Origin of the sequence: Actinomadura nitritigenes, from assembly GCF_017573545.1 — a bacterium.
Lineage (GTDB): Bacteria > Actinomycetota > Actinomycetes > Streptosporangiales > Streptosporangiaceae > Spirillospora > Spirillospora nitritigenes.
Genome location: NZ_JAGEOK010000002.1, coordinates 177,724 through 202,518 on the forward strand (window position 1 = coordinate 177,724; position 24,795 = coordinate 202,518).

Consider the following 24,795-nt stretch of genomic DNA (forward strand, 5'->3'; position numbering starts at 1 on the left):
AACGCTCCAAGTCGAGCGGGTACCCTGCGGCTCGGTCTCGCTCAGCGGAAAGACCCGCTGGATCCCGCGGCCGGGGTGAGAGCCTTCGGCCACGCGAGGAGGAGGCCACATGCCCACGACGGCGATGGAGATCATGCAGCGGCTGACGGGGCCCGGCGGCGAGTTCGAACTGCGCGAGGAGGACGTCCTCGGCGCCCGCCTCCCGGTGTTCGCCGGGCGGGCCCGGAGCCTCGGCGAGGTGCTCGCCCGCTCCGCCGGACTCGGCGACCGCGACTACATCGTCACCGCGACCCGCCGGCTGAGCTTCGCCGAGCACGCCGCGCAGGCCGCGTCGCTGGCGAGGGCGCTGCGCGACGAGCACGGCGTGCGGCCCGGCGACCGCGTCGCCATCGACGCCGCCAACAGCCCCGAATGGATCGTCGCGTTCTGGGGGGCGATCGCCGCGGGCGCCGTCCCCGTCGGCTACAACGCCTGGTGGGCGCCCCGTGAGATCGAGTACGCCCTCGGCCACACCGAGCCGGTGCTCGTCGTCGCGGACGCCAAGCGCGCCGCCCAGATGCCCGCCGGCACCCGTGTCCTCACGATCGAGGAGGACGTCCCGGCGCTCGCGGCCCGGTACCCGTCCGCCGCCCTGGACGTCCCGGACGCCGCCGAGGACGACCCGGCGGTCATCCTCTACACCAGCGGCACGTCAGGCCGCCCGAAGGGGGCGGTGCACTCGCACCGCAACCTGACCTCGGTGATCGAGTACCACCGGCTGAACGACGCGCTGCTGACCGCGTTCGGCGACCCCGCCGACCCCGCGTCCCGCCGCTACCTGCTCGCCCTCCCCCTGTTCCACATCGCCAGCCTGCACAACCTCGCCGTCCCCCGGCTCGCCACCGGCACCGCCGTGGTCATGCACGAGGGCGCGTTCGACGTCGACAAGGTCCTGCGGCTGATCGAGAAGGAGCGCGTCACGAACTGGGGCGCCGTCCCCACGATGGCGAACCGGATGATCGAGCACGGCGACCTGTCCCGCTACGACACGTCCTCGCTCACCGGGTTCGCGCTGGCGTCAGCGCCGTCCTCCCCGGCGTTCAAGGAGAGGCTGCGCGCCGCGTTCCCGCCCGCCGCGAACGCCCTCGTCGACAGCTACGGCCTCACCGAGACCTGCACCGGCGTCGCCGTCGCGTCCCCCATGGACCTGGCCGAGGCGCCGGGCACGCTCGGCCGCCCGGTCGCGGGCGTCGCGCTGGAGATCCGCGACCCCGACGGCAGGCCGCTGCCGGAGGGCGAGGAGGGGGAGGTCTGCGTCCGCAGCGCCTACAACATGCTCGGCTACTGGCGCGACGAGGAGGCCACCGCCCGCGCCATCGGCCCCGACTGCTGGCTGCGCACCGGCGACATCGGCACGATCGAGCAGGGCCGCCTCCGCCTCACCGCCCGCCGCTCCGACCTGATCATCCGCGGCGGCGAGAACGTCTACCCGGCCGAGGTCGAGAACGCCCTCGCCGAGTACCCCGGCGTCCGCGAGTGCATCGTCCTCGGCGTCCCGCACCCCGACCTCGGCCAGGAGGTCCTCGCGGTCGTCGTCTTCGGCGCCGGTCCCGCCACCGAGGCGGACCTGACCACGTTCGCCCGCGACCGCCTCGCCTACTTCAAGGTCCCGTCCCGCTGGAAGATCACCACCTCGCCCCTCCCCCGCAACGCCACCGGCAAGGTCATCCGCCGCCAGGTCGAGGCCTCCCTCGGCTGAGGCCGGGGTCAGGAGCGCCAGGCGCCCACCACGTCCTCCGGCGTCCAGACGAGGTCGACGCCGTCGCGCGCCTGGACGCCGGACAGGGACACGACGACGAGCCCGGCCGCCGCGGGGTCGAGCCCCGGGACCTGGACGGCCGCGCGGCGCAGGCCGGCCAGGTCGTGGGCGTCGAAGGGGCTGCCGAGCCACTTGACCGACCCGGCGAACGCGATGCGGCCGGCGACGGGCGCGCGGTCGGCCCCGACCAGGTCGACCTCGGGATCGAACCGCCGGTTCCACCAGCCGCCGACCGCCTCGACGTCCGGCCAGGGCAGGTCCGCGCGCTCCAGGGCCTGCCTCACCAGCGGCTCGACGGCGCGTCCGCGCCACGAGGTCCAGCGCCACCGGACGATCCGGAAGCCGGCTTCGGGGCGTCCCCGCCGCGCCTGCTCGTGCGCCGCCCGCAGCGCCGCCAGGTACAGGCGCAGGTTGCTGTCGGCGATGCGGTAGAGGGCGGGCTTCCCCGGCCGCGTCGACAGCGGCTCGTCCACCGCGACGATCCGCTTCTCCCCGGTGAGGCGCCGCAGCAGGGGTGAGAGCGTCCCCGAGGGGAGGGCGCCGTCACGGCTGCCCGCGGACGCGGCGATGTTGGCGTGCGTCCGGTCGCCGGATCCGACCGCCTCGATGACGCGGCGCGAGACGTCGGGGTTGGGGAACTCGGCGAGCAGCGACGCCTCCGGGACGCCGAACAGCGCCGCGGCGGGGTCGGCGCACTCCTCCTCCAGGAACTCCAGCGCGGGCGTCCCGTGCGGCCAGGTGCGGACGATCCCGGGCAGGCCGCCCGACACCAGGTGCGCGTCGATGGCGTCCGCCGCCCCGAGCCCGAGCGCATCGCCCAGGTCCGCCGGGGTCAGCGGGCCGAGGACCATGGTGTCGGCACGCCCGTAGAACGGCCGGTCGTAGGCGGTGAGCCGCTCCATCATGTGCACGTCGCTGCCGAGCAGCAGGAGCAGCACCGGCCGGGACGACAGGAGCCGGTCCCAGCCCGTCTGCAGCGCGCCGTCGAACAGCGCGTCCTGCTCGGCCAGCCAGGGCAGTTCGTCCAGGACGAGGATGGACGGCGCGTCCGGCAGCACCGAGGCCAGCACCCGGAAGGCGTCCGGCCAGCTTCCGTTCTGCAGCGCCGGCACGAGTTCGGGGTCGGCCGGCAGCGCCGACTCCCTGACGTCCCGCAGGAACGCGTCCACCGCCTCGATCGGCGAGGCGCCCTTCGTCGCCGTGGAGAACACGTACGGCACGCCGGCGCGGTCGCAGAACTCCTGGACGAGGCGCGACTTGCCCACCTGCCGCCGTCCGCGCAGCGCGAGCGCGGCTCCCGTCCCGGTCCTGGCCACGCGGTCCAGCCGCTTGCGCAGGACCGCGAGCTCCGCCGCCCGCCCGATGAACCCCGCCAATGTAGCTCCACTCTACGTAGATTGCATCTACATAGATTAGCCAACCATCGTGCGGCGATGGCGCCCCACCGCCGCACGGTCGTCGGGTCAGCGGGGGCGGGGTGGGTGTTTGGCTATGAAGAGGCCCTCGGCGCTGACGCAGGTGCGGCCGTTCGCGCTGATGGCGCCGGTGGTGCGGATCTTGCGGCCGTCGACGGAGACCTGGCGGGCGGTGACCGTCAGGGGCTCGAACAGCGGCGTCAGGTGGTGGTAGCGGAGGGTTAGCTCCGCCGTCATGCCGGACGTGCCGGCCCAGCCGTTCGCGACGCCGAGGGTGTGGTCGAGCATCAGGGCGGAGACGCCGCCGTGGACGCTGGACGGCGGGCCCTGGTAGGGCAGGTCCAGCGTGACGGTGCTCTCGATGGTGCCGTCCGGGCGGCCCGCGTAGGCGAGCGGCGGGGCGATCGGGTTCTCCGGGCCGGTCGCCGGGTCGTGCCGGGTGTTGCCGTCGCCGCGCCACATGTCGACCAGGCGGTCGCGCAGCGGCGGGGCCTGCGCCTCGAGCTCGTCGGCGACGGCGTTGAGCCGGTCGGCGATGCCGGCCATGTCGGCGCCGGAGATGTCCCCGGCCCGGACGAGCGCGCCGATCACCCGGCGGGCCGCCGCGGCGGCGCCGTCCACGCCGCAGGCGCGGCGCTCGGCCTGCAGGTCCATCGGCATCAGGCCCTCCCGGCGGGCTGCGGGTCGCGGGGCAGGCCGAGGAGCCGCTCCCCGATGATGTTGAGCTGGACGTCGGTGGTGCCGCCCGCGATCGACATGTTGCGGGAGTTGAGGAACATCCACGTCGGGTCCTGCATGCCGCCGGCGCCCTCGCCGGTGAGCGCGTCCGCGCCGATCCAGTCGACGGCGGTCTCCCACACCTGCTGGATGTGCTCGACGCCGATCAGCTTGCCGATGCTGGACTCGGCGCCGGGCTGGCCGCCGGCGAGGGAGCGCAGCGTGGTGCGCAGACCGAACAGGCTGCTGGACTGGGCGTCGCAGAGGATGCCGCCGAGGGTCGTGAGGCGCTCGTCGTCGGCGCCCTCGGCGGCGAGTTCGAGGAGGGCCTCGCCGCCGCTGCCGAGCGAGGAGTCGTTCGACAGCGAGACGCGCTCGTTGGCGAGGGTGGTGCGGGCGAGCTTCCAGCCGTCGCCGGGTGCGGCGACGAGGAGGTCGTCGGGGATGAAGACGCCGTCGAGGAAGACCTCGTTGAACAGCTCGTCGCCGGTCAGCTCGCGCAGCGGGCGGATGTCGATTCCGGGCGACCTCATGTCGAGCAGGAAGTACGACAGGCCCTTGTGCTTGGGGACGGACGGGTCGGTGCGGGCGAGCAGGATGCCCCAGTCGGCCTCGCGGGCCATGGACGTCCAGACCTTCTGCCCGGTGATCCGCCAGCCGCCGTCGACCTTCTCGGCGCGGGTGGACAGGGCGGCGAGGTCGGAGCCGGCGCCGGGTTCGGAGAACAGCTGGCACCAGCGGACGTCGCCGCGCAGCGAGGCGGGCAGGAACCGCTCGTGCTGGGCGGGCGAGCCGTGCGCGATCAGCGTCGGGACGACCCAGTTGCCGATGATCATGTCGTGGGCGCGCAGGCCCGCGGCGCGCATCTCCTCGGAGATGACGAGCTGGGTGACGGCGTCGGCGCCCTTGCCCCAGGGGGCGGGGAGGTGCGGGGCGGTGTAGCCGCGGTCGGCGAGGTGGCGGGTGCGCTCCCCGCCGGTGAGGGCCTTGGCGGGTTCGAGCTCGGCGCGGATCTCCGCGCGGATCGCCTCGGCCTCCTCGGGGAGGTCGACGCCGAGCTCGCGGCGGACGCCGGCGAGGGTGAGGGACGCGACGCGGCGCCGCCACGCGGCGGTGGAGCCGAGCAGGACGCGCAGGGTCTGGGTGCGGCGCAGGTAGAGGCTCGCGTCGTGCTCCCAGGTGAAGCCGATGCCGCCGAGGGTCTGGATGCAGTCCTTGGCCGTCTGGAACGCGGCCTGGACGCTGGTGGCTCCGGCGACGGCGGCGGCGAGGGACGCCTCACCGGGCTTCGCGGCGGGGTCGTCCTGGGCGCGGGCGGCGTCCCAGGCGCAGGCGCGGGCCTGCTCGGCGTGGGCGAGCATCCGGGCGCAGCGGTGCTTGACGCCCTGGAACTGGCCGATGGGGCGGCCGAACTGCTCGCGGACCTTGGCGTACTCGGCGGCGATGGTGGTCGCCCAGTCGGCGAGGCCGGACGACTCGGCGGCGAACAGCGTCGCGGCGAGGTCCCGCACGTCCTGCGCGTCCAGATCCACGACCGACTCCGCGGGGACGGTCGCGTTGTCCACCCTGATCCTGGCCAGGCGGCGGGTGAGGTCGTGGCTGGGCAGCGCCTCGACGGTGACCGCGTCGCGCGGCAGGACGACCCAGGCCGTCGCGTCGCCGTCGGCGGCGGCCAGGACGAGCACGTCGGCGAGCTGCCCGCCGAGCACCGGGGCCGAGACGCCGGTCAGCGCGATGCCGCCGCCGGAGCGCGACAGCGTGACGCCGCCCGCGTCCAGCCCGACCGCGCCGAGCGTCGCGCCCGACGCCAGGCCGGGCAGGTGCGCGGCGTGCCCGGCCCGGTGCAGCACCGCGCTCGCGAGGACGGTCGGCAGGAACGGTCCGGGCGTCATGGCGCGGCCGAGCTCCTCCGCCACGACGGCCAGCTCGACCAGCCCGTACCCGGCCCCGCCCGCGTCCTCCGGCAGGTGCAGGCCGAGCAGCCCCTGCCCGGCGAGGTCGTCCCAGAACGCCGGCGCCTGCTCGGCCGCGGCGTCGACGGCGGCGCGGACGACCGCCTGCGTCACCTGCCGGGACGTGAAGGCCCGCACCGCGTCGCGCAGGTCGCGGTGCTCCTCGGTCAGCCCGATGGTCATAGGTGTGAGTCCTCAGATCCGTTCGATGATGGTGGCCGTGGCGTGCGCGCCGCCGGCGCACATCGTGACGAGCGCGGTGGACCGGTCCGACCGCTCCAGCTCGTTCACGGCCTGGGTGATCAGGCGGGCGCCGGTGGAGCCGACCGCGTGGCCGAGGGCGATGGCGCCGCCGTTGACGTTGACCCGGTCCATGTCGGGCTCGTGCACCGACGCCCACGACAGCACGACCGACGCGAACGCCTCGTTGATCTCGACGAGGTCGATGTCGGAGAGGGTCATCCCGGCGCGGTCCAGCACGTGCGAGGTCGCCTCGACCGGGCCGTCCAGGTGGTAGTAGGGATCGGAGCCGACCATGCCGGACGCGACGATCCGGGCGCGCGGCCGCAGCCCGAGCGCGGCGGCCTTCTCGGCGGACATCAGCAGCACCGCGGCGGCGCCGTCGCTGATCTGCGAGGAGTTGCCGGCGGTGTGGACGCCGTCGGGGATGACCGGGTTCAGCTTCGCCAGCGCCTCGGCGGTGGTGTCGCGCAGACCCTGGTCGCGGGACACGACGGCGGTCTCGCCGGTCGGCCCCTCCTTGGTCATGACGGGCGCCTCGATCTCGACGATCTGCCCGGCGAACCGGTCCTCGTCCCACGCGCGCCGCGCCTTGGCCTGCGACGCGACGCCGAGCGCGTCGGCGTCCGCGCGGGTGATGCCGCGCTTCTTCGCGATCCGCTCGGCGGCGGTGAACTGGTCGGGGTAGTCGATCTCCCAGCCGTCGGGCGCGGGGCTGCCGGTGCCGGGGGCGAGGGCCTGCCCGAGGAACACCCGGCTCATGGCCTCGACGCCGCAGCCGATGCCGGCGTCGATGGCGCCGGACGCGATCAGCCCCGCGATCAGGTGCACGGCCTGCTGCGACGACCCGCACGCGCAGTCGATCGTGGTGCAGGCCGTCCGGTACGGCAGGCCCGCGTACAGCCAGGCGTTGCGGGTGACGTTGTTGGACTGCTCGCCGGCCTGCGTGACGCAGCCGCCGACGACCTGCGCGACCGCGGCCGGGTCGACGCCCGCGTGCTCCAGCAGCCCCTTCTGGGTCAGGCCGAGCAGCTGCGCCGGGTGCAGCCCGGACAGCGCGCCGTAGCGCTTGCCGACCGGCGTCCGGACGGCGTCGACGATCACGGCCTCAGCCATGGGGATCTCCTTCTTTCTTCGTTGACCGGCGGCCAGGCGTCCTCGAGAGTCGCTCCGGGACGACGACCCGCCGCAGGTCAACCGGTGGGGTCGGTGAGGACGCGCTTGGCCCAGCGGTAGTCGGCCTTGCCGCTCGGCGAGCGGACGACCGCGTCCGTGAAGGCGACGAGCGCGGGGATCTTGTAGCCGGCGAGGTGCTCGCGGCAGTGCGCGCGCAGCTCCTCGGCGGTGGCGGTCGCGCCGGGCCGCAGCTCGACGACGGCGGCGACGCGCTCGCCGAACCGCTCGTCGGGGACGCCCGCGACCAGCGTGTCCATGACCGCGGGGTGCGCCTTGAGCGCCTGCTCGACCTCCTCGGGGAAGACCTTCTCGCCGCCGGTGTTGACGCAGCCGGAGCCGCGGCCGAGCACGACCGTGGTGCCGTCGGCCTCGACGCGGGCCATGTCGCCGAGGACCGCCCACCGCGTCCCGCCGATCACCGGGAACGTGCGGGCGGTCCTCTCCGGGTCGTTGTGGTAGCCGAGCGGGACGTGCCCGGACCGGGCCACGACGCCGATCTCGTCCGAGCCGGGCGGGACCGGGTTCATGGCGTGGTCGACGACGGTGAGGCGCGGGCTCGGGGCGATCCGCATCAGCCCGTCCGCGCCGACCTGGATGCTGCCGTCGACCCCGGACTCGGAGGCGCCGAACCCGTTGTTGATGTGGATGCCGGGGATGAGCTCGGCGAACTCCTCCTGGACGCTGCGCGACAGGATCGCGCCGCCCGAGCCGAGGACCTTGACCGACGACAGGTCGTACCCGGCGCCGTGCGCCCGGATCGCGTCGGCGAGCGGGCGGGCGATCGCGTCGCCGACCACGGTGACGATCAGCGGCTTCTCGCGTTCGATCAGGGCCAGCGTCGCAACCGGGTCGAAGCGCCGCGCCAGGGTCACGCACGAGCCGCCGTACAGGGCGATGAGCAGCGTGTACGCGGCGGCGCCGTGCATCAGCGGCATCGTCAGCAGGTAGCCGAACCCGGTGCCGGCCTTCGCGGCGGCGGCCAGGTCCTCGGCGGTGAGGTGCGGGTCGCCGTACGGGTTCCCGCCGCTGACGGCGGCCATGTAGAAGTCCTCGTGCCGCCACACGACGCCCTTGGGCAGCCCGGTCGTCCCGCCGGTGTAGAGGACGTAGCGGTCGTCGGCGCTGCGGCCCTCCCGGAGGGACGGGTCGGCCTCGCGCGGTTCGGCGTCGTAGTCGGCGACGCCGATCCGCGACGGCCACTCCGGCGCGCCGCCGGGCGCGTCCCCGCCGGCCGTGCTCGCGCCCGCGGCCGTGCCCGATGCGTCTCCGGCCGCTGCGCCCGTGCCCGGGCCGGGCCGGACGATCTCGACGTGCCGCAGCTCGGGGCAGTCGTGCGCGACGCGCGCGGCGGCCGGCGCGTACTCCTCGTCGACGACGAGGGCGGCGAGCCCGGCGTCGGTGTAGAGGTGGTGCAGCTCGCGGTCGGTGTACCGGTAGTTGATGTTGACCGGGACGGCCCTCGCCTTCAGGCAGCCGAGCAGGGTCTCGACGTACTCGGTGCCGTTCGGCATGTGGACGCCGACGTGCTCCCCCGCGCCGATGCCCGCCGCGCGCAGCGCGCCCGCCACCGCGTCCGCTCGCGCGTCGAGCTCCGCGAAGGTGAGCCTGCGCTCGCCGCAGACCACGGCGAGGCGGTCCGGCACGGCCGCGGCGACCGCCTCGAACAGGGTCGCCAGCTGAAGTGTCATGGCGGCGAGACTAGAATTCGTTCTCGACACTGGCAAACGCGGTCCCACTCACCGGTCCGCGCTGACCACGGAGTCGTCCCGGGCCCGCTCAGCGGGACCGTCGCCGCGGGCCAACTAGAATACGTACTAGTCTCCGGTCCGGCCGACACGCACGGACATACCGGGAGCACTGATGAACGCTGACCTGTCCCTGGCGGGCCGCACCGCCATCGTCACCGGCGCGGGCGCCGGGCTCGGCCGCGCCGAGGCCCTCGCGCTGGCCGCGCAGGGCGCCAACGTCGTCGTCAACGACATGGGGCCGGCCGCCGAGAAGGTCGTCGCCGAGATCACCGGGGCGGGCGGCAGCGCGATCGCGGTCACCGGGGACGTCGGCGACTGGTCCATGGGCGACACCCTCGTCTCCGCCGCCGTCGACACCTACGGCTCGCTGGACGTGCTGGTCAACAACGCCGGCGTGCTGCGCGACAAGATGCTGTTCAACCTGTCCGAGTCGGACTGGGACGACGTGATCCGCGTCCACCTGAAGGGGCACGCGGCGGTGTCGCGCGCCGCGGCGGTGCACTGGCGGGCGGCGAGCAAGGCCGCCGGCGGGCCGGTCTACGGCCGCGTGGTCAACACCGCGTCCGAGGCGTTCCTGTTCGGCTCGCCGGGCCAGCCGAACTACTCCGCCGCCAAGGCCGGCATCGTCGCGCTCACGCTGTCCACGTCCGCCGGGCTCGCCCGGTACGGGGTCCGCGCCAACGCGATCTGCCCGCGCGCCCGCACCTCCATGACGGAGGCGACGTTCGGCGAGGGCACCTCCCCCGGCGGGCTGGACGCGATGGCGCCCGAGCGCGTCGGCACGTTCGTCGGCTACCTCGCCTCGCCCGCGGCGGAGAGGATCAGCGGCCAGGTGTTCATCGTGTACGGCGACATGGTCGCGCTGATGGCCGCGCCCGCCGTCGAGCAGAAGTTCACCGCCGCGGACGGCGTGTTCTCCGCCGAGGAGTTCGGCGAGCAGATCACCCCGTACTTCGCGGACCGCGACGCCCACCGGACCTACGCCGCCTACAGCGTGGCCGCGCTGGACACCACCGGCACCAACAGCCGGTGACCCCGGAATGTCCGAAGGCCGCCCCCGGCGCGGAGGGGCGGCCTTCGGCGTCTTCCGCTCGCACGAGCGTACGGCTCACCCGACCGTACAACCCTCAGAAGACGGACGGGCCCCGGAGGGTGGCCTCGGCGCCCCCGTCCACGTAGATCACCTGGCCCGCCATGTGCGAGTTCGCGGGCGACACCAGCCAGGCCAGCGCCTCGGCGATCACGATGGGGTCCGCGTACCCGTTCAGCGGCATCGGCACCGCCTCGTTCATGATCTTGAACATCGCCTCGTCCTCGAACAGCGGGGCGCTCATCGGCGTCCGGACGACGCCGGGCGCGACCGCGTTCAGCGGGATGCCGGCGCCCGCCCACTCCGGGGCGACCGACACGCGCCGCAGCCACTGCGCGAGCGCCGACTTCGACGACGGGTAGAGCCGGTTGCCCCGCTTCGCCGCCAGCACCCGGTCCGCCGCCGCGAGCGCGGCGGGCTCGTCGCCCTCCAGGCACGCGCGCAGCACCGCGTCGTCCACCGGCTGCGTCCCGGAGATCGAGCCGACCACGGCGGCGCGCGGCGCCTCCGCCGCGGCGAGCGCCGGGCGCAGGCCGTCCAGCAGCGCGACCGCGCCGAAGTAGTTGACCTGGACGGTCAGCGGCGTCGGCCCGGTCACCCCGGCGCAGGCGACGGCGCCGTCGAGCGCGCCGCCGGAGCGTTCCAGCACCTCCGCGACGGCCTGGATCCGGCCCTCGGCCGTGCTGAGGTCGGCGCACACCTCGGCGTCGCGCAGATCGACCCCGACGACCTCATCGCCCTGCTTCCGCAGCAGCTCCGCCAGCGTCTTCCCGATGCCGGAGGCCGACCCGCTCACGGCGATGGTGCGTCCCATGTACGACTTCCTTTCGATGTCCCCGGCGAGGCCGGACGAGACCGGACGCGCCGGCGGGCTAGAGGTGCGAGCCGCCGTCGACGCGCAGCTCGGCGCCGGTCAGGTAGGCCGCGTCCGGCGACCCGGCGAACGCGATGACGGACGCGATCTGCTCGGGGCCGGCGACCCCGAACGGCGACACGATCCGCGTGAAGTAGCTGAGGTCGATCCCCTTGGGGAACATGTCCGCCCTGGTCAGCGGGGTGTCGACGGTGCCGGGTGAGATCGGCACGACGCGGATGCGGCGCGCGGTCAGCTCGGCCGCGAGGCTCAGCGAGAACGCCAGCACGGCGCCCTTGGACGCCGAGTAGGCCGTCATGTACGGGTTGCCCTGCGTGGCCGACAGCGACGAGGTGTTGATGATGACCCCGGTGCCGTCCGGGAGGTGCTTGAGGGCCTCGCGGCAGAACAGCGCGGTGCCGACGAGGTTCACGTTGAAGATCCACGTCAGGTCCGCGACCGACAGCGTCTCGATCGGGGTGGTCCGGTGCACGCCCGCGACGTTGACCAGCACGTCGATGCCGCCGAGCGTCTCCGCCGCGGCCGCGACCGCGGCGATCACGGCGGGCTCGTCGGCGACGTCGGCGACCCGCGTGGCGACCGTCCCGGGGCCGGGGGCTCCGGCGGCGGTCTCGGCGAGCCCGTCCTCCGACAGGTCCACGGCGAAGACCGCGGCGCCCTCGGCGGCGAGCCGGTGCGCGGTGGCCCGCCCGATGCCCGACCCGGCCCCGGTGAGCAGCACTTTCACACCGTCGTAGCGATTCATGCCGGAACGCTAACCGCGTCCCTGCCCGCCCCGCCGGGACGATCCCGATGAACGGGAGCGTCTACTCGGGAGCGTCTCCGGAGGCGCTCCCCGGGGTGTCCCCAGACGCGTTCCGGGGGGCGTTCGAGCGGGGCGCGAGGAGCAGCTTGCAGGCGAGCCGGATGTCGGTCTCCACGTCCGCCATCGACGCGCGCCCGTTCAGGCTCGACTGGAGCACGCCGTACCAGCACTGCATCAGCAGCCGGACGAGCGTGACGTCCTGCGCGGTCGGCACCTCGATGCCCACGGCGCGCAGCAGGATCTCGCGGAAGGTGTTGTCGATGTGGACGGTGTCGGCGACCGTCGCGACGTGCGCGGTGTTGGACGCGTGCAGCATCGAGGTCGACAGCACCGGCTGCGCCATCAGGTACCGGCTGGCCTGCACCAGCATGTCGGCGACCGCCTCCTCGGGGGCGGTGCCGGGGGCCGGCTCGGTGACCTGGTCGCGGAGCCGGTCGACCTGCGCCGCCATCACGCCGGTGAACAGGTGCACCTTCGAGGGGAAGTACCGGTACAGGGTGCCGATCGCCACCCCGGCGGCCTTCGCCACCTCGTGCATCTGGACGCGCTCGAGGGACTTCTCCGCGCCGATGCGCGCCGCCGCGCGGAGTATGCGCTGGCGGCGGTCGTGCTGCTCGGGTGAGCTCGGCTCGGCGGACAGCCTCGCCGACGCGATCCTCGCCACGATCCTCCACGTCCTTTCCGGTGCTGACAAGGAACAATATCCGGAGTCCCGGCACGTCCCGCGATCGTCGATACCGGTCAGTGGGACCGGGCGGCCCCGCGCGCCGCGGCCCGCCTACGTTGTGGCCGCGCCAGCACCCGAGGCTCGGAGGGGACGTCACGTGGGAAACGCCGGTGAATCGTGGGACGACGAATACGACGTCGTGGTGGCCGGTTCGGGGGCCGGCGCGATGGCGGGGGCGCTCGCGGCGGCCTCCGGCGGGCTGAAGACGGCGGTCCTGGAGAAGACGCGGGTGCTCGGCGGGACGTCCGCGTACTCGGGGTCGGCGATCTGGCTGCCCGGGACCGCCGTGCAGGAGCGGGCCGGGATCGGCGACTCGGCCGAGTCGGCGCGCACCTACCTGCGGGCGCTGATCGGCGACGGCACCGCCGCGCACCGTGAGGCGTTCCTGGAGACGGCGCCCGAGCTGGTGGACTTCCTGGAGCGCGACCCGGCGATCGAGTTCGAGTTCCAGCCCTTCCCCGACTACTTCGACGCGCCCGGCCGGATGGCCATGGGGCGGTCGTTCGTCCCGCTGCCGCTGCCCGCCGAGCGGCTCGGCGACCTGGCCGGGCTCGTCCGGCCGCCGGTCGACCGGGACCGGGCGGGGCGCGGGCACTCCGCGTCCAGGCCGCTGGTGCAGGGCCGGGCGCTGATCGGCCGGCTGCTGCTGGCGATCAACGCGACGGGCAACGGCGACGTCCGCACCAGGACGGCGCTGACGGACCTGGTCGTCGAGGACGGCAGGGTCACCGGCGTCCTCGCGGCGACGGCGGACGGCCCGCGCCGGCTCCGCGCCCGGCGCGGCGTGCTGCTCGCGGCGGGGGGCTTCGAGTCGTCGTCGGCGCTGCGCGGCGAGCGCGGCGTCCCCGGCGAGGCCGGCTGGACGATGGCCCCGGACGGCGCCAACACCGGCGACGCGATCACCGCGGCCGTCGCGGCCGGTGCGTCCACCGGCCTGCTCGACCAGGCGTGGTTCTGCCCCGGCGTCCTGACCCCGGACGGCCTGCCCGCCTTCACGCTCGGCTTCCGCGGCGGGCTCATCGTGGACGGCTCGGGCCGCCGGTTCGCCAACGAGTCGCTGCCGTACGACCAGATGGGGCGGCGGCTCGCGGCTGCCGAGGGCCCCTTCCACCTGATCTTCGACGCCCGCTCGAAGGGGCTGCCGGCGATCTCCGTCCCGCCGGTGGCGCTGGAGGAGCAGGTCGCGTCGGGCAGGTGGACCGAGGCGGGCTCGCTCGCCGGCCTCGCCGCCAGGACCGGCCTGCCCGCCGGCGCCCTCACCGCCACCGTGGAACGCTTCAACGGCCTCGCCGCGAAGGGCGTGGACGAGGACTTCCACCGCGGCGAGGACCCCTACGACCTGTTCTTCACCGGCGGGAAGCCCGGCCTCGTCCCGGTCGACGAGCCGCCGTACTACGCCGCGGAGATCGTGCTCAGCGACCTCGGCACGAAGGGCGGGCTGCGCACCGACCCCGACGGCCGCGTCCTCGACGGCGCCGACCGCCCCATCCCCGGCCTCTACGCCGCGGGCAACACCAGCGCATCGTTCACCGGCCCCGTCTACCCGGGGCCGGGCATCCCGATCGGATCGGCGATGGCCTTCGCCTACCGCGCCGTCCAGGACATGAGGAGAGACCGCACGTGACTTCCGCCAGGGGGCGCGCGGCCGCGATCGCGGCCGCCGCCGTCACCGCGGTCGGCATCGCCGCCACCGCCGTGCCCGCCCACGCCGACCCCGGGCACCGCGGGACGCTGCTGGCGAGCCGGCCGCTGCACACCTCGGCGGCCCTGCCGTCCGCATCCTTCACCCGCGCGATCTCCTACGTCTCGGAGGGCGTCGGCGGCAGGCGGATCACGGTGACGGGCACCGTCGCCGTCCCGGAGGGCAGGGCGCCGCGCGGCGGCTGGCCCGTGATCAGCTGGGCGCACGGCACCACCGGCACCGCCGACGCCTGCGCGCCGTCCCGCGACACCGCCACCGGCCCGGCGCACGACTACCTGTCGATCACCGAGGGCTACCTCGACAGGTGGGTGGCGCACGGGTTCGCCGTCGTCCAGACCGACTACGAGGGGCTGGGCACGCCGGGCGGGCACCCGTACATGAACGGGGCGAGCGAGGCGAACACCGTCCTCGACATCGTCCGGGCCGCGCGCCGCGTCGACCCGCACATCGGGCGGGACTTCTACGTCGCGGGCCACAGCCAGGGCGGCCAGGCGACGCTGTTCACCGCCGCCGCGAAGAAGGCCGGCGACGTGCGGCTGAGGGGCGCCGTGTCGATCGCGCCGGGGTCGCACATGGCCGAGACGGCGCAGTACGTCCAGGCGCAGTACCCGGGTGCGGAGCTGGCCCTGCCGTTCCTGTTCGTGCTGCTGAACGGCGCGAAGGCGGCGAACCCGTCGTTCCACCCGGAGGAGCTGCTGACCCCGGCGGCCGCGCAGGTCCTGGAATCCGGGCAGCGCGACGCGTGCCTCGCCCAGCTGAGGGAGGCCGGTTCGTCGCTCCCGCTGAGCGGGGTCTTCCGCCCGGACGCCGACCTGACCGCGTTCGAGACCTACTTCAACGGGCAGGAGGCCGCCGGCCTCGACCTGCGCGTCCCGACCCTCGTCGCGCAGGGCACCGCCGACACGTCGGTCTCGCCCGCCGCGACGAAGGGGCTCGTCGCCGACCTGTGCAAGCGGTACCCGGACATCTCCTACCGCGAGTACCAGGGCGCCGACCACCGCGCCAGCATCGAGGCTTCCTTCGATGACGCCCTGAGGTTCGTCCAGACCGTGCAGTCGGGCCGCACGCCGTCCGGCGCCTGCTGACCAGACCGGAAACGGCGTGCCTCCCCTCCTCCGGGGCGGCACGCCGTTCCGGTCGGCCAGGACGGCCGGGCGTCAGACCAGGTTGTCCTCCACGGCCAGGCCGAACTCGCCGCGCCCGTACATCGACAGGGCGTGCTCGACGTCGTTCGCGACGTGCACGCTGCCCGCGTGCGCGTCCCGCCAGGCCCGCTCGATGACGTTGCCGCGGTGCAGCGAGTTGCCGCCCGCCGTCTTGAACAGGATGTCGATCGCCTCGATGGCCCGCTCGGTGCCGCGCACCTGGTCGCGGCGCGCGCGCAGGCGCAGCTCCATCGGGATCTTCTCGTTGCGCACCGCGTACGCGTAGATCTCCCGGACGTTCCGGTCGGTCTGCAGGATCGCCGCGTCGATCTCGGACGCCGCCCGCGCCACCGCGACCTGCGCGAACTGGTCCTCGACGAACCGGCCGCCGCCGAGGCTCAGCCGGATCCGGTCGCGCATCCGCGTCACGTACAGGTCGTGGCAGCCCGCCGCCATGCCGATCACGCTCGCCGCGACCGTCGTGGTGAAGATCGTGCCGAACGGCAGCCGGTACAGCGGCCCGGTGTTGACCTTGCGGCCCGCGGTGCGCAGCTGCGCCTGGTCGAAGTTGCGCATCGCGCGGTGCGCGGGCACGAACGCCCGCTCCACGACGATGTCGTCGCTTGCGGTGCCGCGCAGCCCCATCGAGTCCCACACCCGGCGGATCTCATAGTCCGTCCTCGGGATCAGCACGGTCATGAAGTCGACCGGGCGGCCCTCGGCGCCGACGACGAGGCCGCCGAGCAGCGCCCAGTCCGCGAACTCGCAGCCGGACGAGAACGCCCACCGCCCCGACACCTCGAACCCGCCGTCCACGGGGGTGAGCCGGCCGATCGGCGCGTAGGACGAGGCGACCAGCACGTCCGGTCCCGGCTCCCACACCTCCTGCTGCGCCTCGTCCGGGAACAGCCCGAGATGCCAGGAGTGGACGCCGAGGACGGCGGTCACCCAGCCGGTCGAGCCGCAGGCCCCGGAGACGGCCCTGACCACCTCGTAGAAGGCGACCGGGTCGTCCTCCGCGCCGCCGTAGCGGGTCGGCTGCAGCATCCGGAACACCCCGGCGGCGGTCAGCTCCTTCATCGTCTCGGCCGGGATGCGCCCCTTCTCGTCCACGGACCGGGCCCGCTCGGCGATGCCCGGCAGCAGCTCCCGCACGGCTTCCAGGACCTCGTTGCTCATGCCCGCTCCTCGCTCCCGTCTTTTCTGGTCCGGCCCTCGCAGGACACCATGTCACCGTGCCGTCGCGGGGACGTGCGTCCCGGCCACCGAGACTTCCGGGACCGGACCGCGGCCCGCGACCTACCGTTCGAATCACCCGTCCATCGCCGAAGGGATGATCCACGTGACAGCAACCGAGTCGGACGCCGTCCGCAAGATCGAGGCGGAGGCCATCTCCTCCCGTTTCGCCCGGGGATGGCACTGCCTCGGGCTGGCCGAGAAGTTCAAGGACGGCAAGCCCCACACGGTCAACGCGTTCGGGCAGAAGCTCGTGGTCTTCACCGGTGAGGACGGCAAGACCAACGTCCTGGACGGCTACTGCCGGCACATGGGCGGCGACCTGTCGGACGGCACCGTCAAGGGCAACGAGATCGCCTGCCCGTTCCACGACTGGCGCTGGGGCGGCGACGGGCGCTGCAAGAAGATCCCGTACGCGCGGCGGGTGCCGCTGCGCGCGCGCACGGCCGCGTGGCCGACGATGGAGAAGAACAAGCTCCTGTTCGTCTGGAACGACCCGGAGGGCAAGCAGCCGCCGGAGGACGTGACGATCCCGCTGATCGAGGGCGCCACCCGCGACGACTGGACGGACTGGCGCTGGACGGAGCAGGTCGTCCACACCAACTGCCGCGAGATCATCGACAACGTCGTCGACATGGCGCACTTCTTCTACATCCACAACTCGTTCCCGACGTTCTTCAAGAACATCTTCGAGGGACAGGTCGCGACGCAGATCATGAAGGGCAAGAGCCGCCCGGACGCGCGCCGCGAGGCGAGCGGCAAGGGCGGGCCGCGGATGCTCGGCAACACCTCCGTCGCGTCCTACCACGGCCCGTCCTTCATGATCGACGAGCTGACGTACCACTACGAGGGCTACGACCTGCACTCCGTGCTGATCAACTGCCACTACCCGATCGACGAGAACTCGTTCTCGCTGCACTCGGGGATCATCGTCCAGCACAGCGACAAGCTGCCGCCGGAGGTCGCCGAGGCCACCGCGGAGAAGCTGTCGACGTTCATCCTCACCGGGTTCGAGCAGGACGTCGCGATCTGGAAGCGCAAGGCCCGGATCGACAACCCGCTGCTGTGCGAGGAGGACGGCCCGGTCTACCAGCTGCGCCGCTGGTACCAGCAGTTCTACGTGGACGTCGCCGACGTGCGGCCGGAGATGACCGACCGGTTCGAGTTCGAGATCGACACGACGCGGCCGGTCGAATCGTGGGAGAAGGAGGTCGAGGAGAACCTCGCGCGCCGGGCCGCCGAAGGGGCCTCGGCGTGACGATCCGCCAGGACGAGCGGCTGGTGGACGGGCCGCTGCTGCCCGTCCGCTGCCGCCGGTGCGCCGCCGAGGTGCTGGTGCGCAAGTCGAGCTGGGAGCAGACGAGCATCCAGTGGACCGCGCAGGCCCGCGCCGCGTGCCCCGAGCTCGCCGCGGACCCGCACGAGACCTGCCCGGCGCTGCGCTCGGCGATCCAGGAGGCCGCGCTGACCGGGACGATCACGGTGATCGATGAGTGACGCGCTGGCCGGCCGGTCCGCGATCGTGACGGGCGCCGGCGACGGCATCGGGCGCGGCATCGCCCGCCGGTTCGCCGCGGAGGGCGCCCGCGTCCTGGTCGCCGAGCTGAACGCCGAGACGGGTGAGCGGGTCGCCTGGGAACTGGCCGAGGAGTTCGGGGCGGACGCCCGGTTCGTCGCGACCGACGTCACCGACCGCGACCAGGTCGAGGCGATGGTCGCGTTCTGCGCCGACCTGTGGGGCGGCGTGGACGTCCTGGTCAACAACGCGTGGGGCGCCGGGACCGTCAGCCGCGTCGAGACCAAGACCGACGAGCAGCTCGCCCGCGGCTTCGCGATGGGCTACTACGGCCCGTTCTGGGCGATGCGCGCCGCGTTCCCGCACATGAAGAGGCAGGGCTGGGGCCGCGTGATCAACATGTGCTCGCTGAACGGCGTCAACGCGCACATGGGCACCCTGGAGTACAACTCGGCGAAGGAGGCGCTGCGCGCGCTGACCCGCACGGCGGCCCGCGAGTGGGCGCCGGCCGGTGTCGTCGTCAACGCCGTCTGCCCGGGGGCGAAGAGCGCCGCGTTCCGCCGGATGGCGGCCGAGCATCCCGAGATCGAGGCCGCCGCCGACCGGGCCAACCCCATGGGCCGCCTCGGGGACCCCGAGACCGACATCGCGCCGGTCGTGGTGTTCCTGGCCTCCGACGGCGCCCGCTACCTGACCGGAAACACCCTGTTCGTGGACGGCGGCTCGCACATCAACGGCGTCGCCTGGACCCCGGACCTGGACGGAGAACAATGATCGACCGCTATGGCCCGTGGGCCGTCATCGCCGGCGGCTCCGAGGGCGTCGGCTCCGCCTTCGCCCACCGGCTGGCCGACGCGGGGCTGAACCTCGTGCTGATCGCCCGCAAGCCCGGGCCGCTGGAGCGCACCGCCGAGGAGGTCCGCGCCAAGGGCGTGGAGGTCCGCACCATCGAGCTGGACCTCGTCGCCCCGGACCCGCTGAAGCGGATCCGCGAGGTCACCGACGGCCTGGACGTCGGGCTCCTGGTCTTCAACGCGGGCGCCAACAGCTACGGCCACGAGTTCGTGTCCGGCGACCTGGACCGCTTCCAGGGCGTCATCGACCTGAACATCACCGCGCAGCTGTCGCTGACGCACCACTTCGGCGGGCTGATGAAGGAGCGCGGGCGCGGCGGGATCCTGCTGGTCGGCTCGCTCGCCGGCTACATGGGGCAGCCGCAGATCAGCATCTACTCGGCGGTGAAGGCGTTCGGCCGCGTGTTCGCCGAGGGGCTGTGGCTGGAGCTGCGCGAGCACGGCGTGGACGTGCTGGAGCTCGTCCTCGGCGTCACCCGCACCCCGGCGATGGAACGCGCCGGCCTCAACATGGACATCCCGGGCCTGAACGTCGCCGAACCCGACGACATCGCCCGCGAGGGCCTGGAGCACCTGTCCGAGGGGCCCGTCTGGGTCGCGGGCGGCAACTACAAGGCCGCCCAGAAGCGCAACGGCTTCCCCCGCAACGAGCTGGTCGCGGGCGCCCACGAGGCCATGAAGCGGATGCTCCCGAAGCCGTCCTGAGCCCTCTCCTTCCTTCCGGCCGCCCCGCTCTCTGGGGCGGCCGTCGTCATGCGGGCCGCCGTGTCGTCATGCGGGACCGTCGACGTGCGACGCGTAGAGGCGTCTCAGCAGCTGGTTGAGCTGGGCGCGCTCCGCCGGGTCGAGAGCGCTCAGGAACCCGTCCTGCTCCTCGGCCGCCGCGCCGGCGATCGCGGTGACGAGCGCCTTGCCCCGCTCGGTGAGCGCGACGGTGCGGCGGCGCCTGTCCGCCTCGTCCGGGCGCCGCTCCACGAGCCCGCGCCGGACCAGCGAGTCGAGCACCGCGACGATGTTGCGGGCGTCCACGGCGACGAGCCCGGCGAGCCGCCGCTGCCCCTGCGGCCCGTGCTCGTCGAGCATCACCAGCACCGCGTACTGCCCCTGCGTCAGGTCGTGCGCGGCGAGGAACGCCGTCCACGACCGCGCCGTCAGCGAGCCCAGCCGGGCCAGGAGGAATCCGGTTCCCCGCTCGTACGCGTTCACGCCCCCATCCTAGTTAGTGGACATGCCTCATGTCGTTTGATAGACATGGAACATGTCAATCCGCCATGCCCGTGTTCCCATCGACGGCCACTGCCTGCACGTCGCCGAGTCCGGCGACCCGCGCGGCCGACCGTTCCTGTTCCTGCACGGCTGGCCCGAGTCATGGCGGACGTGGACGGGCGTCATGGCGGCCGCACCCCCCGCCGCCCGGCTGATCGCCATCGACCTCCCCGGCGTCGGCGCGTCCACCGGGGCCGTCGCCGGCGGCTCGAAGCGCGACCTCGCCTCCCTCGTCCGCGGCCTCGTCGAGCGGCTCGGCCTGGCCGACCTGACCCTCGTCGGCCACGACGCCGGAGGCATGATCGCCTACGCCTACCTCCGCCACCACGACGCCGCCCGCGTCGTCATCATGAACACGGTGATCCCCGGCCTGGACCCGTGGGACGACGTCCTGCGCGACCCCCGCGTCTGGCACTTCGGCCTGCACGCCGTCCCGTCGCTGCCGGAGGCGCTCGTCCGGGGCCGCGAGCGCGAGTACTTCGACTACTTCTACGACGTGCTGTCCGCCGACCCGTCCAGGATCACGCCGGAATCGCGGGCCGCCCACGCCGCCGCCTACGGCACCGGCGCCGCGCTCACCGCCGGCTTCGACCTCTACCGCGCGTTCGCCCAGGACGCCGAGGACAACGCGGCCTGCACCGGCCCCGTCACCACCCCGCTGCTCTACCTGCGCGGCGACCGCGAGGGCGACGCCGCCGCGTACGCGCGCGGCTTCCGCGCCGCCGGCGTCCGCGACCTCACGACGGCGACCGTCGAGGACGCCGGGCACTTCGCCCAGGAGGAGCAGCCGTCCCGGGTGTGGTCCCGCATCGCCTCCTTCGCGGGGTGAAAGATCCGGGGATCTCGTGACATGTGGAGGTGACCCCCCGAGGAGGCCACATGCGGAGGATCCCGCTTCATGGATAAAGAGGAGTTCGCGGCCGTCTACGCCACGACCTACCGAGGGCTGCTCGGATACGCGCTGCGCCGCTGCGACACCCCCGAGGACGCCGCCGACGTCGTCGCGGAGACCTTCACGATCGCCTGGCGGCGCGCCGCCGACGTCCCCTCCGGCGACGCGGCCCGCCTGTGGCTGTACGGGGTGGCGCGCCGCGTCATCGCCAACCACCGGCGCGGCGTCCAGCGCCACGCGGACAAGACGGCGGCGCTGCGCGCGGGCCTGACCGCGCCCGTCCACGACGACTCCCCCGTGAACGAGGTGTTCCGCGCCCTCCCCGACCGCGACCGCGAACTCCTCACGCTCGTCGCGTGGGAGGGCCTGTCCGTCCCCGAGATCGCGGCGGTGCTCGGCTGCTCCCGCAACGCGGTGAGCATCCGCCTCCACCGCGCCCGCAAACGCTTCGCGCGCGCCCTGCGCGCCGCCGGCGTCGACCAACCGGGGCCGGGCAGGCCCGTCCTGAGGAGCGAACTGGCATGACGTACCCGGTGGACGACCTCGTGGCGTCCCTGAACCCCGTCCGCGACGACGACGTCCCCGCGCCGGGCGAGACGGCCCGCGCCCTGCTGGCCGCCATCACCGCGATGCCCGCCCCGGCCCCGCGCCGCCGCTTCCGCCCGCGCCTGCGCTTGCGCTTCGCGGTCGCCGCCGCCGTGGCCGTCGCCGCCGCCACCGCGGCGCTCATCGCCGTCCCCGCCCGCGACTCCGGCCCGCTGCGCAGCTACGCCAACGCGGCCGTGCGGATCGACGTGACGGGCGACGACGAGTACGAGGTCGAGGTGAAGGACGCCTACGCCGACCAGCGCAAGTTCCGCGAGGCGTTCGCGAGGTTCGGGCTCGACGTCCGGCTGCGGATCGTGCCGGTCTCTCCGGGCGAGGAACGCCGCCTCATCCGCGTCGGCCCGCTCCACGCCGCGAGCGGCGGCCTGCCGCCGGGCGGCGTGACCGGCACGTCCGACACCGCCCTGAAGTGCCCGCCGGACCTCGGCAGCTGCCCGCTCCGGGTCAGGCTCGGCGGCGCGATGTTCCACCTGGAGGGCGCCGACATCGTCCTCGGCCGAACCGCCCGGCCAGGCGAGCTCTACCAGGACACCGGGCCGACGCCGGGCGACCACCCGAAGAGCCTGCATCTCACCGGCCGCACCGTCGCTCAGGCCCTCACCGACCTCGACCGCCGCGGGCTGACCTGCGCTTTCTTCCTCGGCGAGTTCAAGCCCGACCTCTCGGGCGGCGGCTGGGACGCGCCCGCGAGCTGGCGCCCTTCCGGCGACCGGCGGATCACCGGCGCCTGGATGCGCAGCTCGAACTCGGTCGGGCTGCTCGTCACCCCGGCGAAGGGCGACCCCGAACCCGTCCCGGGCAACTGACGCCGTTTCACCATGTCGCGGGGAACATGCGGTGCCTGAGCAGGCGGCCGACCCGCTCGGCCGCCGCGTTCACGTCTCCGCACGGGAGAAGGAAACGGCTCCGGCGTCGCAGCACCTCGCAATAGGCCCACCCGTTCCCGGGCACAGGACGCACGCCCACGACGACGCCCACGTCCTCAGCGACGCCGCTCGCATAAATCCACAGCAGCGGCTCCGGGAACGGAAAACGGTCGTCCCGGTAGAACTTCACGCAACGCCATCCGTCCATTCGCACGGCGACGGACAGATGATCCAGATACCGGACGGCGCATTCACGGCGACGGTGCGTCCGCCACCGCAGGAGAACCCGGCCGGGCATCAGAAGGCGACCTCCGCCCAGACCCATTTGCCGGGGCTCGTCCGCTCCACGCCGCACCGGCTCGCGAGGGCCTGGACGATCGGGAGGCCCCACCCGCCCGTGCCGTCGTCGTGCCCCGCGTCCAGCGCACACGCGTCGGGGACGATGTCGTCCAGCGTCATCTCCACCACCGGCCTGGCGACCGGCATGGCGTCCGAGGCGTCCCAGACCTGGAGCACGACGGCCCGCGCCTCCCGGGCAAACCTGACCCGGATCTCCCGATCCGGCGTACTTTGTATGGCATTCGCGACCAGCTCTCCGGCGATGAGCTGAACGTCCCCCGACAAAGCCAGGAGACCCCATTCGGTGAGCCGGAACTCGATCAGCGCCCGCACCATCCCCGGCACCGTGGCCGCCGCCAGACAGACCACATCCAGTTCGCCCGAATTAGCGGCTTTAATCCCCATGACCTCCCCCTTCTCTCCCGCGATTTCAAGGACAAGAATGAGAGGGCCTGGTTACGTTGTCACCATTGCCGGACAGGTTGGCAACTCCCTCCCCCCGGAAGGCGGTCGATCATGGTCAGGAAGTCCCCCGACCCGGACGTGTCGCTCTACGCCCTCATCGCCTACTACCTGCGATTCCTCCGCCAGAAGCACCGGATGACCCAGGAGGAGGTCGGAAAGATCATCGGCTGCACCAAGAGCCAAGTTTCCAAGTACGAGGGCGGCACCCGCCAACTCGACGAACGCGAGGCTGACATCCTGGACCAACTCTGGGACACGGGCGGCATCCTCACGATCCTCCTGCGCTACGCCAAGCTCGGCGTGGACCCCAACTGGTCCGAGAAGCTCCGCAAGTACCAGCGCGACGCGTCCGTCCTACGCATCTACAGCGAGAACATCATTCCGCTCCCCTTCCAAGTGGAGGGGTACGCCAGAGCCCTGCTCAGCGCGGGTCACGCCGCCGGGCTCGTGGACGACATCGACGCCGCAGTCGCAAGGCGTATGGAACACCAAGCCGCGATACTCACCGACGACCCCAGAATCTGGGCCGTCCTCGACGAGGTCGCTTTGCGCCCTATGGGAGGCACCTCGGTCATGGAGGAACAGCGTGACCTGCTTCTCAAGCTTGCAGAGCTTCACCACATCTCAATCCGCGTCCTTCCGGAGAGTGCAGCACCCCATATCGGATTGGACGGCTCCTTCTGCTGCTTCGAGCTCCCCAAGAACGTCCAGGCCGCGTTCGCTGGAACGAATCTCGACGTAGGGCGAGTCATAGAGGGGCAAGGCGAGGCGGCTGGTGTGGCTGTACGCTTCGAGCAGATCGCTGCGCGGGCCTGGAACGAGGCCCAGTCACTCGAATGGATAGCGAGGATGCGCACATGACGAGTTGGCGAAAGTCCAGCCACAGCGGCCAAGGCGGTACTGGCGAGTGCGTGGAATTGGCTCGCCTTTCCCACGGCGTCGCCGTCCGGGACAGCAAGAACCCCCAAGCAGGCCACCTCGAACTCCCCCACCGAACCTTCGCCGCGCTGCTCGACCAGCTGAGGCGTGAGCGTCCCTCCAACTGACGGAGCGCAGTGTGACCACCTGGCGGAAGTCCAGCCATAGCGACGAGACCGGCGGCCAGTGCGTGGAAGTAGCCGCTCTCCCCAGGGCCATTGCCATCCGTGACAGCAAGTCTCCGGCGGCCGGGCGCCTCGAACTCCCCCGGCACTCCTTCGCCGCACTGCTCGCCCACCTGAGGCGCGAGCGCCCCTCCGACTGACGGAGCGCAGCGACCGGCGTCCGCCTGCCGCACGCGCTCGCGGCGGCGCCGTCGGCCGCCATCTCGAGCAGGAGCGGCGGACGTCCGCGCGCCTTCTGCTTGATGGGACGCCGAGCTCCGGAT

Annotated in this window: 26 protein-coding genes; 14 read left to right on the plus strand and 12 right to left on the minus strand. The window is 73.2% G+C overall.

Features of this window, described 5'->3' with window-relative positions; genetic code table 11:
- The first annotated feature begins 109 nt into the window (after positions 1-109).
- Positions 110-1,738: a steroid-24-oyl-CoA synthetase gene (gene casG, locus J4557_RS03135; RefSeq protein WP_208264797.1), complete on the plus strand. Its 1,629-nt coding sequence runs from the start codon at positions 110-112 to the stop codon at positions 1,736-1,738.
- A gap of 8 nt (positions 1,739-1,746) precedes the next feature.
- Here the strand turns inward: casG and J4557_RS03140 are convergent, their stop codons facing one another.
- The 5 genes from J4557_RS03140 to J4557_RS03160 form a co-directional block, all read right to left on the minus strand.
- On the minus strand, positions 1,747-3,174 hold the full coding sequence (locus J4557_RS03140) for an AAA family ATPase (protein ID WP_208264798.1): 1,428 nt from the start codon (positions 3,172-3,174) through the stop codon (positions 1,747-1,749).
- Between the two features lie 87 nt (positions 3,175-3,261).
- On the minus strand, positions 3,262-3,873 hold the full coding sequence (locus J4557_RS03145; RefSeq protein WP_208264799.1) for a PaaI family thioesterase: 612 nt from the start codon (positions 3,871-3,873) through the stop codon (positions 3,262-3,264).
- A complete protein-coding gene (locus J4557_RS03150; protein ID WP_208264800.1) occupies positions 3,873-6,065 on the minus strand; it encodes an acyl-CoA dehydrogenase family protein in 2,193 nt (730 codons plus the stop codon). Before J4557_RS03150 ends, J4557_RS03145 begins: the two co-directional genes overlap by 1 nt.
- Positions 6,066-6,077: 12 nt before the next feature.
- Positions 6,078-7,238 carry a steroid 3-ketoacyl-CoA thiolase gene (locus tag J4557_RS03155; RefSeq protein ID WP_208264801.1) on the minus strand — a complete coding sequence of 387 codons (1,161 nt, stop codon included), beginning with the start codon at positions 7,236-7,238 and terminating at the stop codon, positions 6,078-6,080.
- Between the two features lie 77 nt (positions 7,239-7,315).
- Positions 7,316-8,986 (minus strand): AMP-binding protein, encoded by a 1,671-nt coding sequence (locus J4557_RS03160; RefSeq protein WP_208264802.1) that lies wholly within the window; start codon positions 8,984-8,986, stop codon positions 7,316-7,318.
- A gap of 172 nt (positions 8,987-9,158) precedes the next feature.
- Between J4557_RS03160 and J4557_RS03165 the strand changes: the two genes are divergently transcribed.
- Positions 9,159-10,079 (plus strand): SDR family NAD(P)-dependent oxidoreductase, encoded by a 921-nt coding sequence (locus J4557_RS03165; RefSeq protein ID WP_208264803.1) that lies wholly within the window; start codon positions 9,159-9,161, stop codon positions 10,077-10,079.
- Positions 10,080-10,173: 94 nt separating this feature from the next.
- Here J4557_RS03165 and J4557_RS03170 read toward each other — a convergent pair whose 3' ends face one another.
- The 3 genes from J4557_RS03170 to J4557_RS03180 all read right to left on the minus strand — a co-directional run bounded on the left by J4557_RS03170 (position 10,174) and on the right by J4557_RS03180 (position 12,479).
- The gene (locus J4557_RS03170; RefSeq protein ID WP_208264804.1) at positions 10,174-10,950 is read right to left on the minus strand and encodes an SDR family oxidoreductase; all 777 of its coding nucleotides are present in this window, start codon (positions 10,948-10,950) and stop codon (positions 10,174-10,176) included.
- A 58-nt stretch (positions 10,951-11,008) separates the two neighbouring features.
- Positions 11,009-11,755, minus strand: coding sequence for an SDR family NAD(P)-dependent oxidoreductase (locus tag J4557_RS03175; protein ID WP_208264805.1), 747 nt, complete (start codon positions 11,753-11,755; stop codon positions 11,009-11,011).
- A 61-nt stretch (positions 11,756-11,816) separates the two neighbouring features.
- Positions 11,817-12,479, minus strand: coding sequence for a TetR/AcrR family transcriptional regulator (locus J4557_RS03180; protein WP_208264806.1), 663 nt, complete (start codon positions 12,477-12,479; stop codon positions 11,817-11,819).
- 160 nt (positions 12,480-12,639) lie between these two features.
- Here J4557_RS03180 and J4557_RS03185 point away from each other — a divergent pair, with 160 nt between their 5' ends.
- Both J4557_RS03185 and J4557_RS03190 read left to right on the plus strand, forming a co-directional pair.
- Positions 12,640-14,166: an FAD-binding protein gene (locus J4557_RS03185; protein ID WP_208264807.1), complete on the plus strand. Its 1,527-nt coding sequence runs from the start codon at positions 12,640-12,642 to the stop codon at positions 14,164-14,166.
- Positions 14,163-15,329, plus strand: coding sequence for an alpha/beta hydrolase family protein (locus J4557_RS03190; protein ID WP_208264808.1), 1,167 nt, complete (start codon positions 14,163-14,165; stop codon positions 15,327-15,329). The genes J4557_RS03185 and J4557_RS03190 overlap by 4 nt, the downstream gene beginning before the upstream one ends.
- A gap of 72 nt (positions 15,330-15,401) precedes the next feature.
- Here J4557_RS03190 and hsaA read toward each other — a convergent pair whose 3' ends face one another.
- Positions 15,402-16,568 (minus strand): 3-hydroxy-9,10-secoandrosta-1,3,5(10)-triene-9,17-dione monooxygenase oxygenase subunit, encoded by a 1,167-nt coding sequence (gene hsaA / locus J4557_RS03195; RefSeq protein WP_208264809.1) that lies wholly within the window; start codon positions 16,566-16,568, stop codon positions 15,402-15,404.
- A gap of 154 nt (positions 16,569-16,722) precedes the next feature.
- On the opposite strand from hsaA, the gene J4557_RS03200 reads away from it, so the two are divergent.
- The 4 genes from J4557_RS03200 to J4557_RS03215 are packed head-to-tail and all read left to right on the plus strand — an operon-like array spanning position 16,723 to position 19,700.
- Entirely contained in the window at positions 16,723-17,883 is a 1,161-nt protein-coding gene (locus J4557_RS03200; RefSeq protein ID WP_208264810.1) for a 3-ketosteroid-9-alpha-monooxygenase, oxygenase component, read from the plus strand.
- Positions 17,880-18,122: a ferredoxin gene (locus J4557_RS03205; protein ID WP_208264811.1), complete on the plus strand. Its 243-nt coding sequence runs from the start codon at positions 17,880-17,882 to the stop codon at positions 18,120-18,122. Before J4557_RS03200 ends, J4557_RS03205 begins: the two co-directional genes overlap by 4 nt.
- Positions 18,115-18,915, plus strand: coding sequence for an SDR family NAD(P)-dependent oxidoreductase (locus J4557_RS03210; protein WP_208264812.1), 801 nt, complete (start codon positions 18,115-18,117; stop codon positions 18,913-18,915). The genes J4557_RS03205 and J4557_RS03210 overlap by 8 nt, the downstream gene beginning before the upstream one ends.
- Positions 18,912-19,700, plus strand: coding sequence for an SDR family NAD(P)-dependent oxidoreductase (locus J4557_RS03215; RefSeq protein WP_208264813.1), 789 nt, complete (start codon positions 18,912-18,914; stop codon positions 19,698-19,700). Before J4557_RS03210 ends, J4557_RS03215 begins: the two co-directional genes overlap by 4 nt.
- A gap of 66 nt (positions 19,701-19,766) precedes the next feature.
- On the opposite strand, the gene J4557_RS03220 is transcribed toward J4557_RS03215, so the two are convergent.
- Positions 19,767-20,201: a MarR family winged helix-turn-helix transcriptional regulator gene (locus tag J4557_RS03220; protein ID WP_208264814.1), complete on the minus strand. Its 435-nt coding sequence runs from the start codon at positions 20,199-20,201 to the stop codon at positions 19,767-19,769.
- Between the two features lie 52 nt (positions 20,202-20,253).
- On the opposite strand from J4557_RS03220, the gene J4557_RS03225 reads away from it, so the two are divergent.
- The 3 genes from J4557_RS03225 to J4557_RS03235 all read left to right on the plus strand — a co-directional run bounded on the left by J4557_RS03225 (position 20,254) and on the right by J4557_RS03235 (position 22,565).
- Positions 20,254-21,090 carry an alpha/beta fold hydrolase gene (locus J4557_RS03225; RefSeq protein WP_208264815.1) on the plus strand — a complete coding sequence of 279 codons (837 nt, stop codon included), beginning with the start codon at positions 20,254-20,256 and terminating at the stop codon, positions 21,088-21,090.
- A gap of 69 nt (positions 21,091-21,159) precedes the next feature.
- A complete protein-coding gene (locus tag J4557_RS03230) occupies positions 21,160-21,678 on the plus strand; it encodes an RNA polymerase sigma factor (RefSeq protein ID WP_208264816.1) in 519 nt (172 codons plus the stop codon).
- Positions 21,675-22,565 (plus strand): hypothetical protein, encoded by an 891-nt coding sequence (locus tag J4557_RS03235; RefSeq protein ID WP_208264817.1) that lies wholly within the window; start codon positions 21,675-21,677, stop codon positions 22,563-22,565. Before J4557_RS03230 ends, J4557_RS03235 begins: the two co-directional genes overlap by 4 nt.
- Positions 22,566-22,572: 7 nt before the next feature.
- On the opposite strand, the gene J4557_RS03240 is transcribed toward J4557_RS03235, so the two are convergent.
- A complete protein-coding gene (locus tag J4557_RS03240) occupies positions 22,573-22,815 on the minus strand; it encodes a hypothetical protein (protein ID WP_208264818.1) in 243 nt (80 codons plus the stop codon).
- 107 nt (positions 22,816-22,922) lie between these two features.
- Positions 22,923-23,369, minus strand: a complete 447-nt coding sequence (locus J4557_RS03245) for an ATP-binding protein (RefSeq protein WP_208264819.1) — start codon at positions 23,367-23,369, stop codon at positions 22,923-22,925.
- A gap of 111 nt (positions 23,370-23,480) precedes the next feature.
- Between J4557_RS03245 and J4557_RS03250 the strand changes: the two genes are divergently transcribed.
- The 3 genes from J4557_RS03250 to J4557_RS03260 are packed head-to-tail and all read left to right on the plus strand — an operon-like array spanning position 23,481 to position 24,672.
- On the plus strand, positions 23,481-24,290 hold the full coding sequence (locus J4557_RS03250; protein WP_208264820.1) for a helix-turn-helix domain-containing protein: 810 nt from the start codon (positions 23,481-23,483) through the stop codon (positions 24,288-24,290).
- On the plus strand, positions 24,287-24,475 hold the full coding sequence (locus J4557_RS03255) for a DUF397 domain-containing protein (protein ID WP_208264821.1): 189 nt from the start codon (positions 24,287-24,289) through the stop codon (positions 24,473-24,475). The genes J4557_RS03250 and J4557_RS03255 overlap by 4 nt, the downstream gene beginning before the upstream one ends.
- A gap of 11 nt (positions 24,476-24,486) precedes the next feature.
- The gene (locus J4557_RS03260; RefSeq protein ID WP_208264822.1) at positions 24,487-24,672 is read left to right on the plus strand and encodes a DUF397 domain-containing protein; all 186 of its coding nucleotides are present in this window, start codon (positions 24,487-24,489) and stop codon (positions 24,670-24,672) included.
- The last annotated feature ends 123 nt before the right edge of the window (positions 24,673-24,795 follow it).

What these genes read in the sequence shown, in the direction of transcription:
- J4557_RS03230 (WP_208264816.1), top strand. Translation starts at nt 21,160, where the DNA reads ATGGATAAAGAGGAGTTCGCGGCCGTCTACGCCACGACCTACCGAGGG.
- J4557_RS03215 (WP_208264813.1), top strand. Translation starts at nt 18,912, where the DNA reads ATGATCGACCGCTATGGCCCGTGGGCCGTCATCGCCGGCGGCTCCGAG.
- J4557_RS03165 (WP_208264803.1), top strand. Translation starts at nt 9,159, where the DNA reads ATGAACGCTGACCTGTCCCTGGCGGGCCGCACCGCCATCGTCACCGGC.
- J4557_RS03170 (WP_208264804.1), bottom strand. Translation starts at nt 10,950, where the DNA reads ATGGGACGCACCATCGCCGTGAGCGGGTCGGCCTCCGGCATCGGGAAG.
- casG (WP_208264797.1), top strand. Translation starts at nt 110, where the DNA reads ATGCCCACGACGGCGATGGAGATCATGCAGCGGCTGACGGGGCCCGGC.
- J4557_RS03245 (WP_208264819.1), bottom strand. Translation starts at nt 23,369, where the DNA reads ATGGGGATTAAAGCCGCTAATTCGGGCGAACTGGATGTGGTCTGTCTG.
- J4557_RS03175 (WP_208264805.1), bottom strand. Translation starts at nt 11,755, where the DNA reads ATGAATCGCTACGACGGTGTGAAAGTGCTGCTCACCGGGGCCGGGTCG.
- J4557_RS03150 (WP_208264800.1), bottom strand. Translation starts at nt 6,065, where the DNA reads ATGACCATCGGGCTGACCGAGGAGCACCGCGACCTGCGCGACGCGGTG.
- J4557_RS03200 (WP_208264810.1), top strand. Translation starts at nt 16,723, where the DNA reads ATGATCCACGTGACAGCAACCGAGTCGGACGCCGTCCGCAAGATCGAG.
- J4557_RS03145 (WP_208264799.1), bottom strand. Translation starts at nt 3,873, where the DNA reads ATGCCGATGGACCTGCAGGCCGAGCGCCGCGCCTGCGGCGTGGACGGC.
- J4557_RS03250 (WP_208264820.1), top strand. Translation starts at nt 23,481, where the DNA reads ATGGTCAGGAAGTCCCCCGACCCGGACGTGTCGCTCTACGCCCTCATC.
- J4557_RS03210 (WP_208264812.1), top strand. Translation starts at nt 18,115, where the DNA reads ATGAGTGACGCGCTGGCCGGCCGGTCCGCGATCGTGACGGGCGCCGGC.
- J4557_RS03255 (WP_208264821.1), top strand. Translation starts at nt 24,287, where the DNA reads ATGACGAGTTGGCGAAAGTCCAGCCACAGCGGCCAAGGCGGTACTGGC.
- J4557_RS03225 (WP_208264815.1), top strand. Translation starts at nt 20,254, where the DNA reads ATGTCAATCCGCCATGCCCGTGTTCCCATCGACGGCCACTGCCTGCAC.
- J4557_RS03235 (WP_208264817.1), top strand. Translation starts at nt 21,675, where the DNA reads ATGACGTACCCGGTGGACGACCTCGTGGCGTCCCTGAACCCCGTCCGC.
- J4557_RS03155 (WP_208264801.1), bottom strand. Translation starts at nt 7,238, where the DNA reads ATGGCTGAGGCCGTGATCGTCGACGCCGTCCGGACGCCGGTCGGCAAG.
- J4557_RS03160 (WP_208264802.1), bottom strand. Translation starts at nt 8,986, where the DNA reads ATGACACTTCAGCTGGCGACCCTGTTCGAGGCGGTCGCCGCGGCCGTG.
- hsaA (WP_208264809.1), bottom strand. Translation starts at nt 16,568, where the DNA reads ATGAGCAACGAGGTCCTGGAAGCCGTGCGGGAGCTGCTGCCGGGCATC.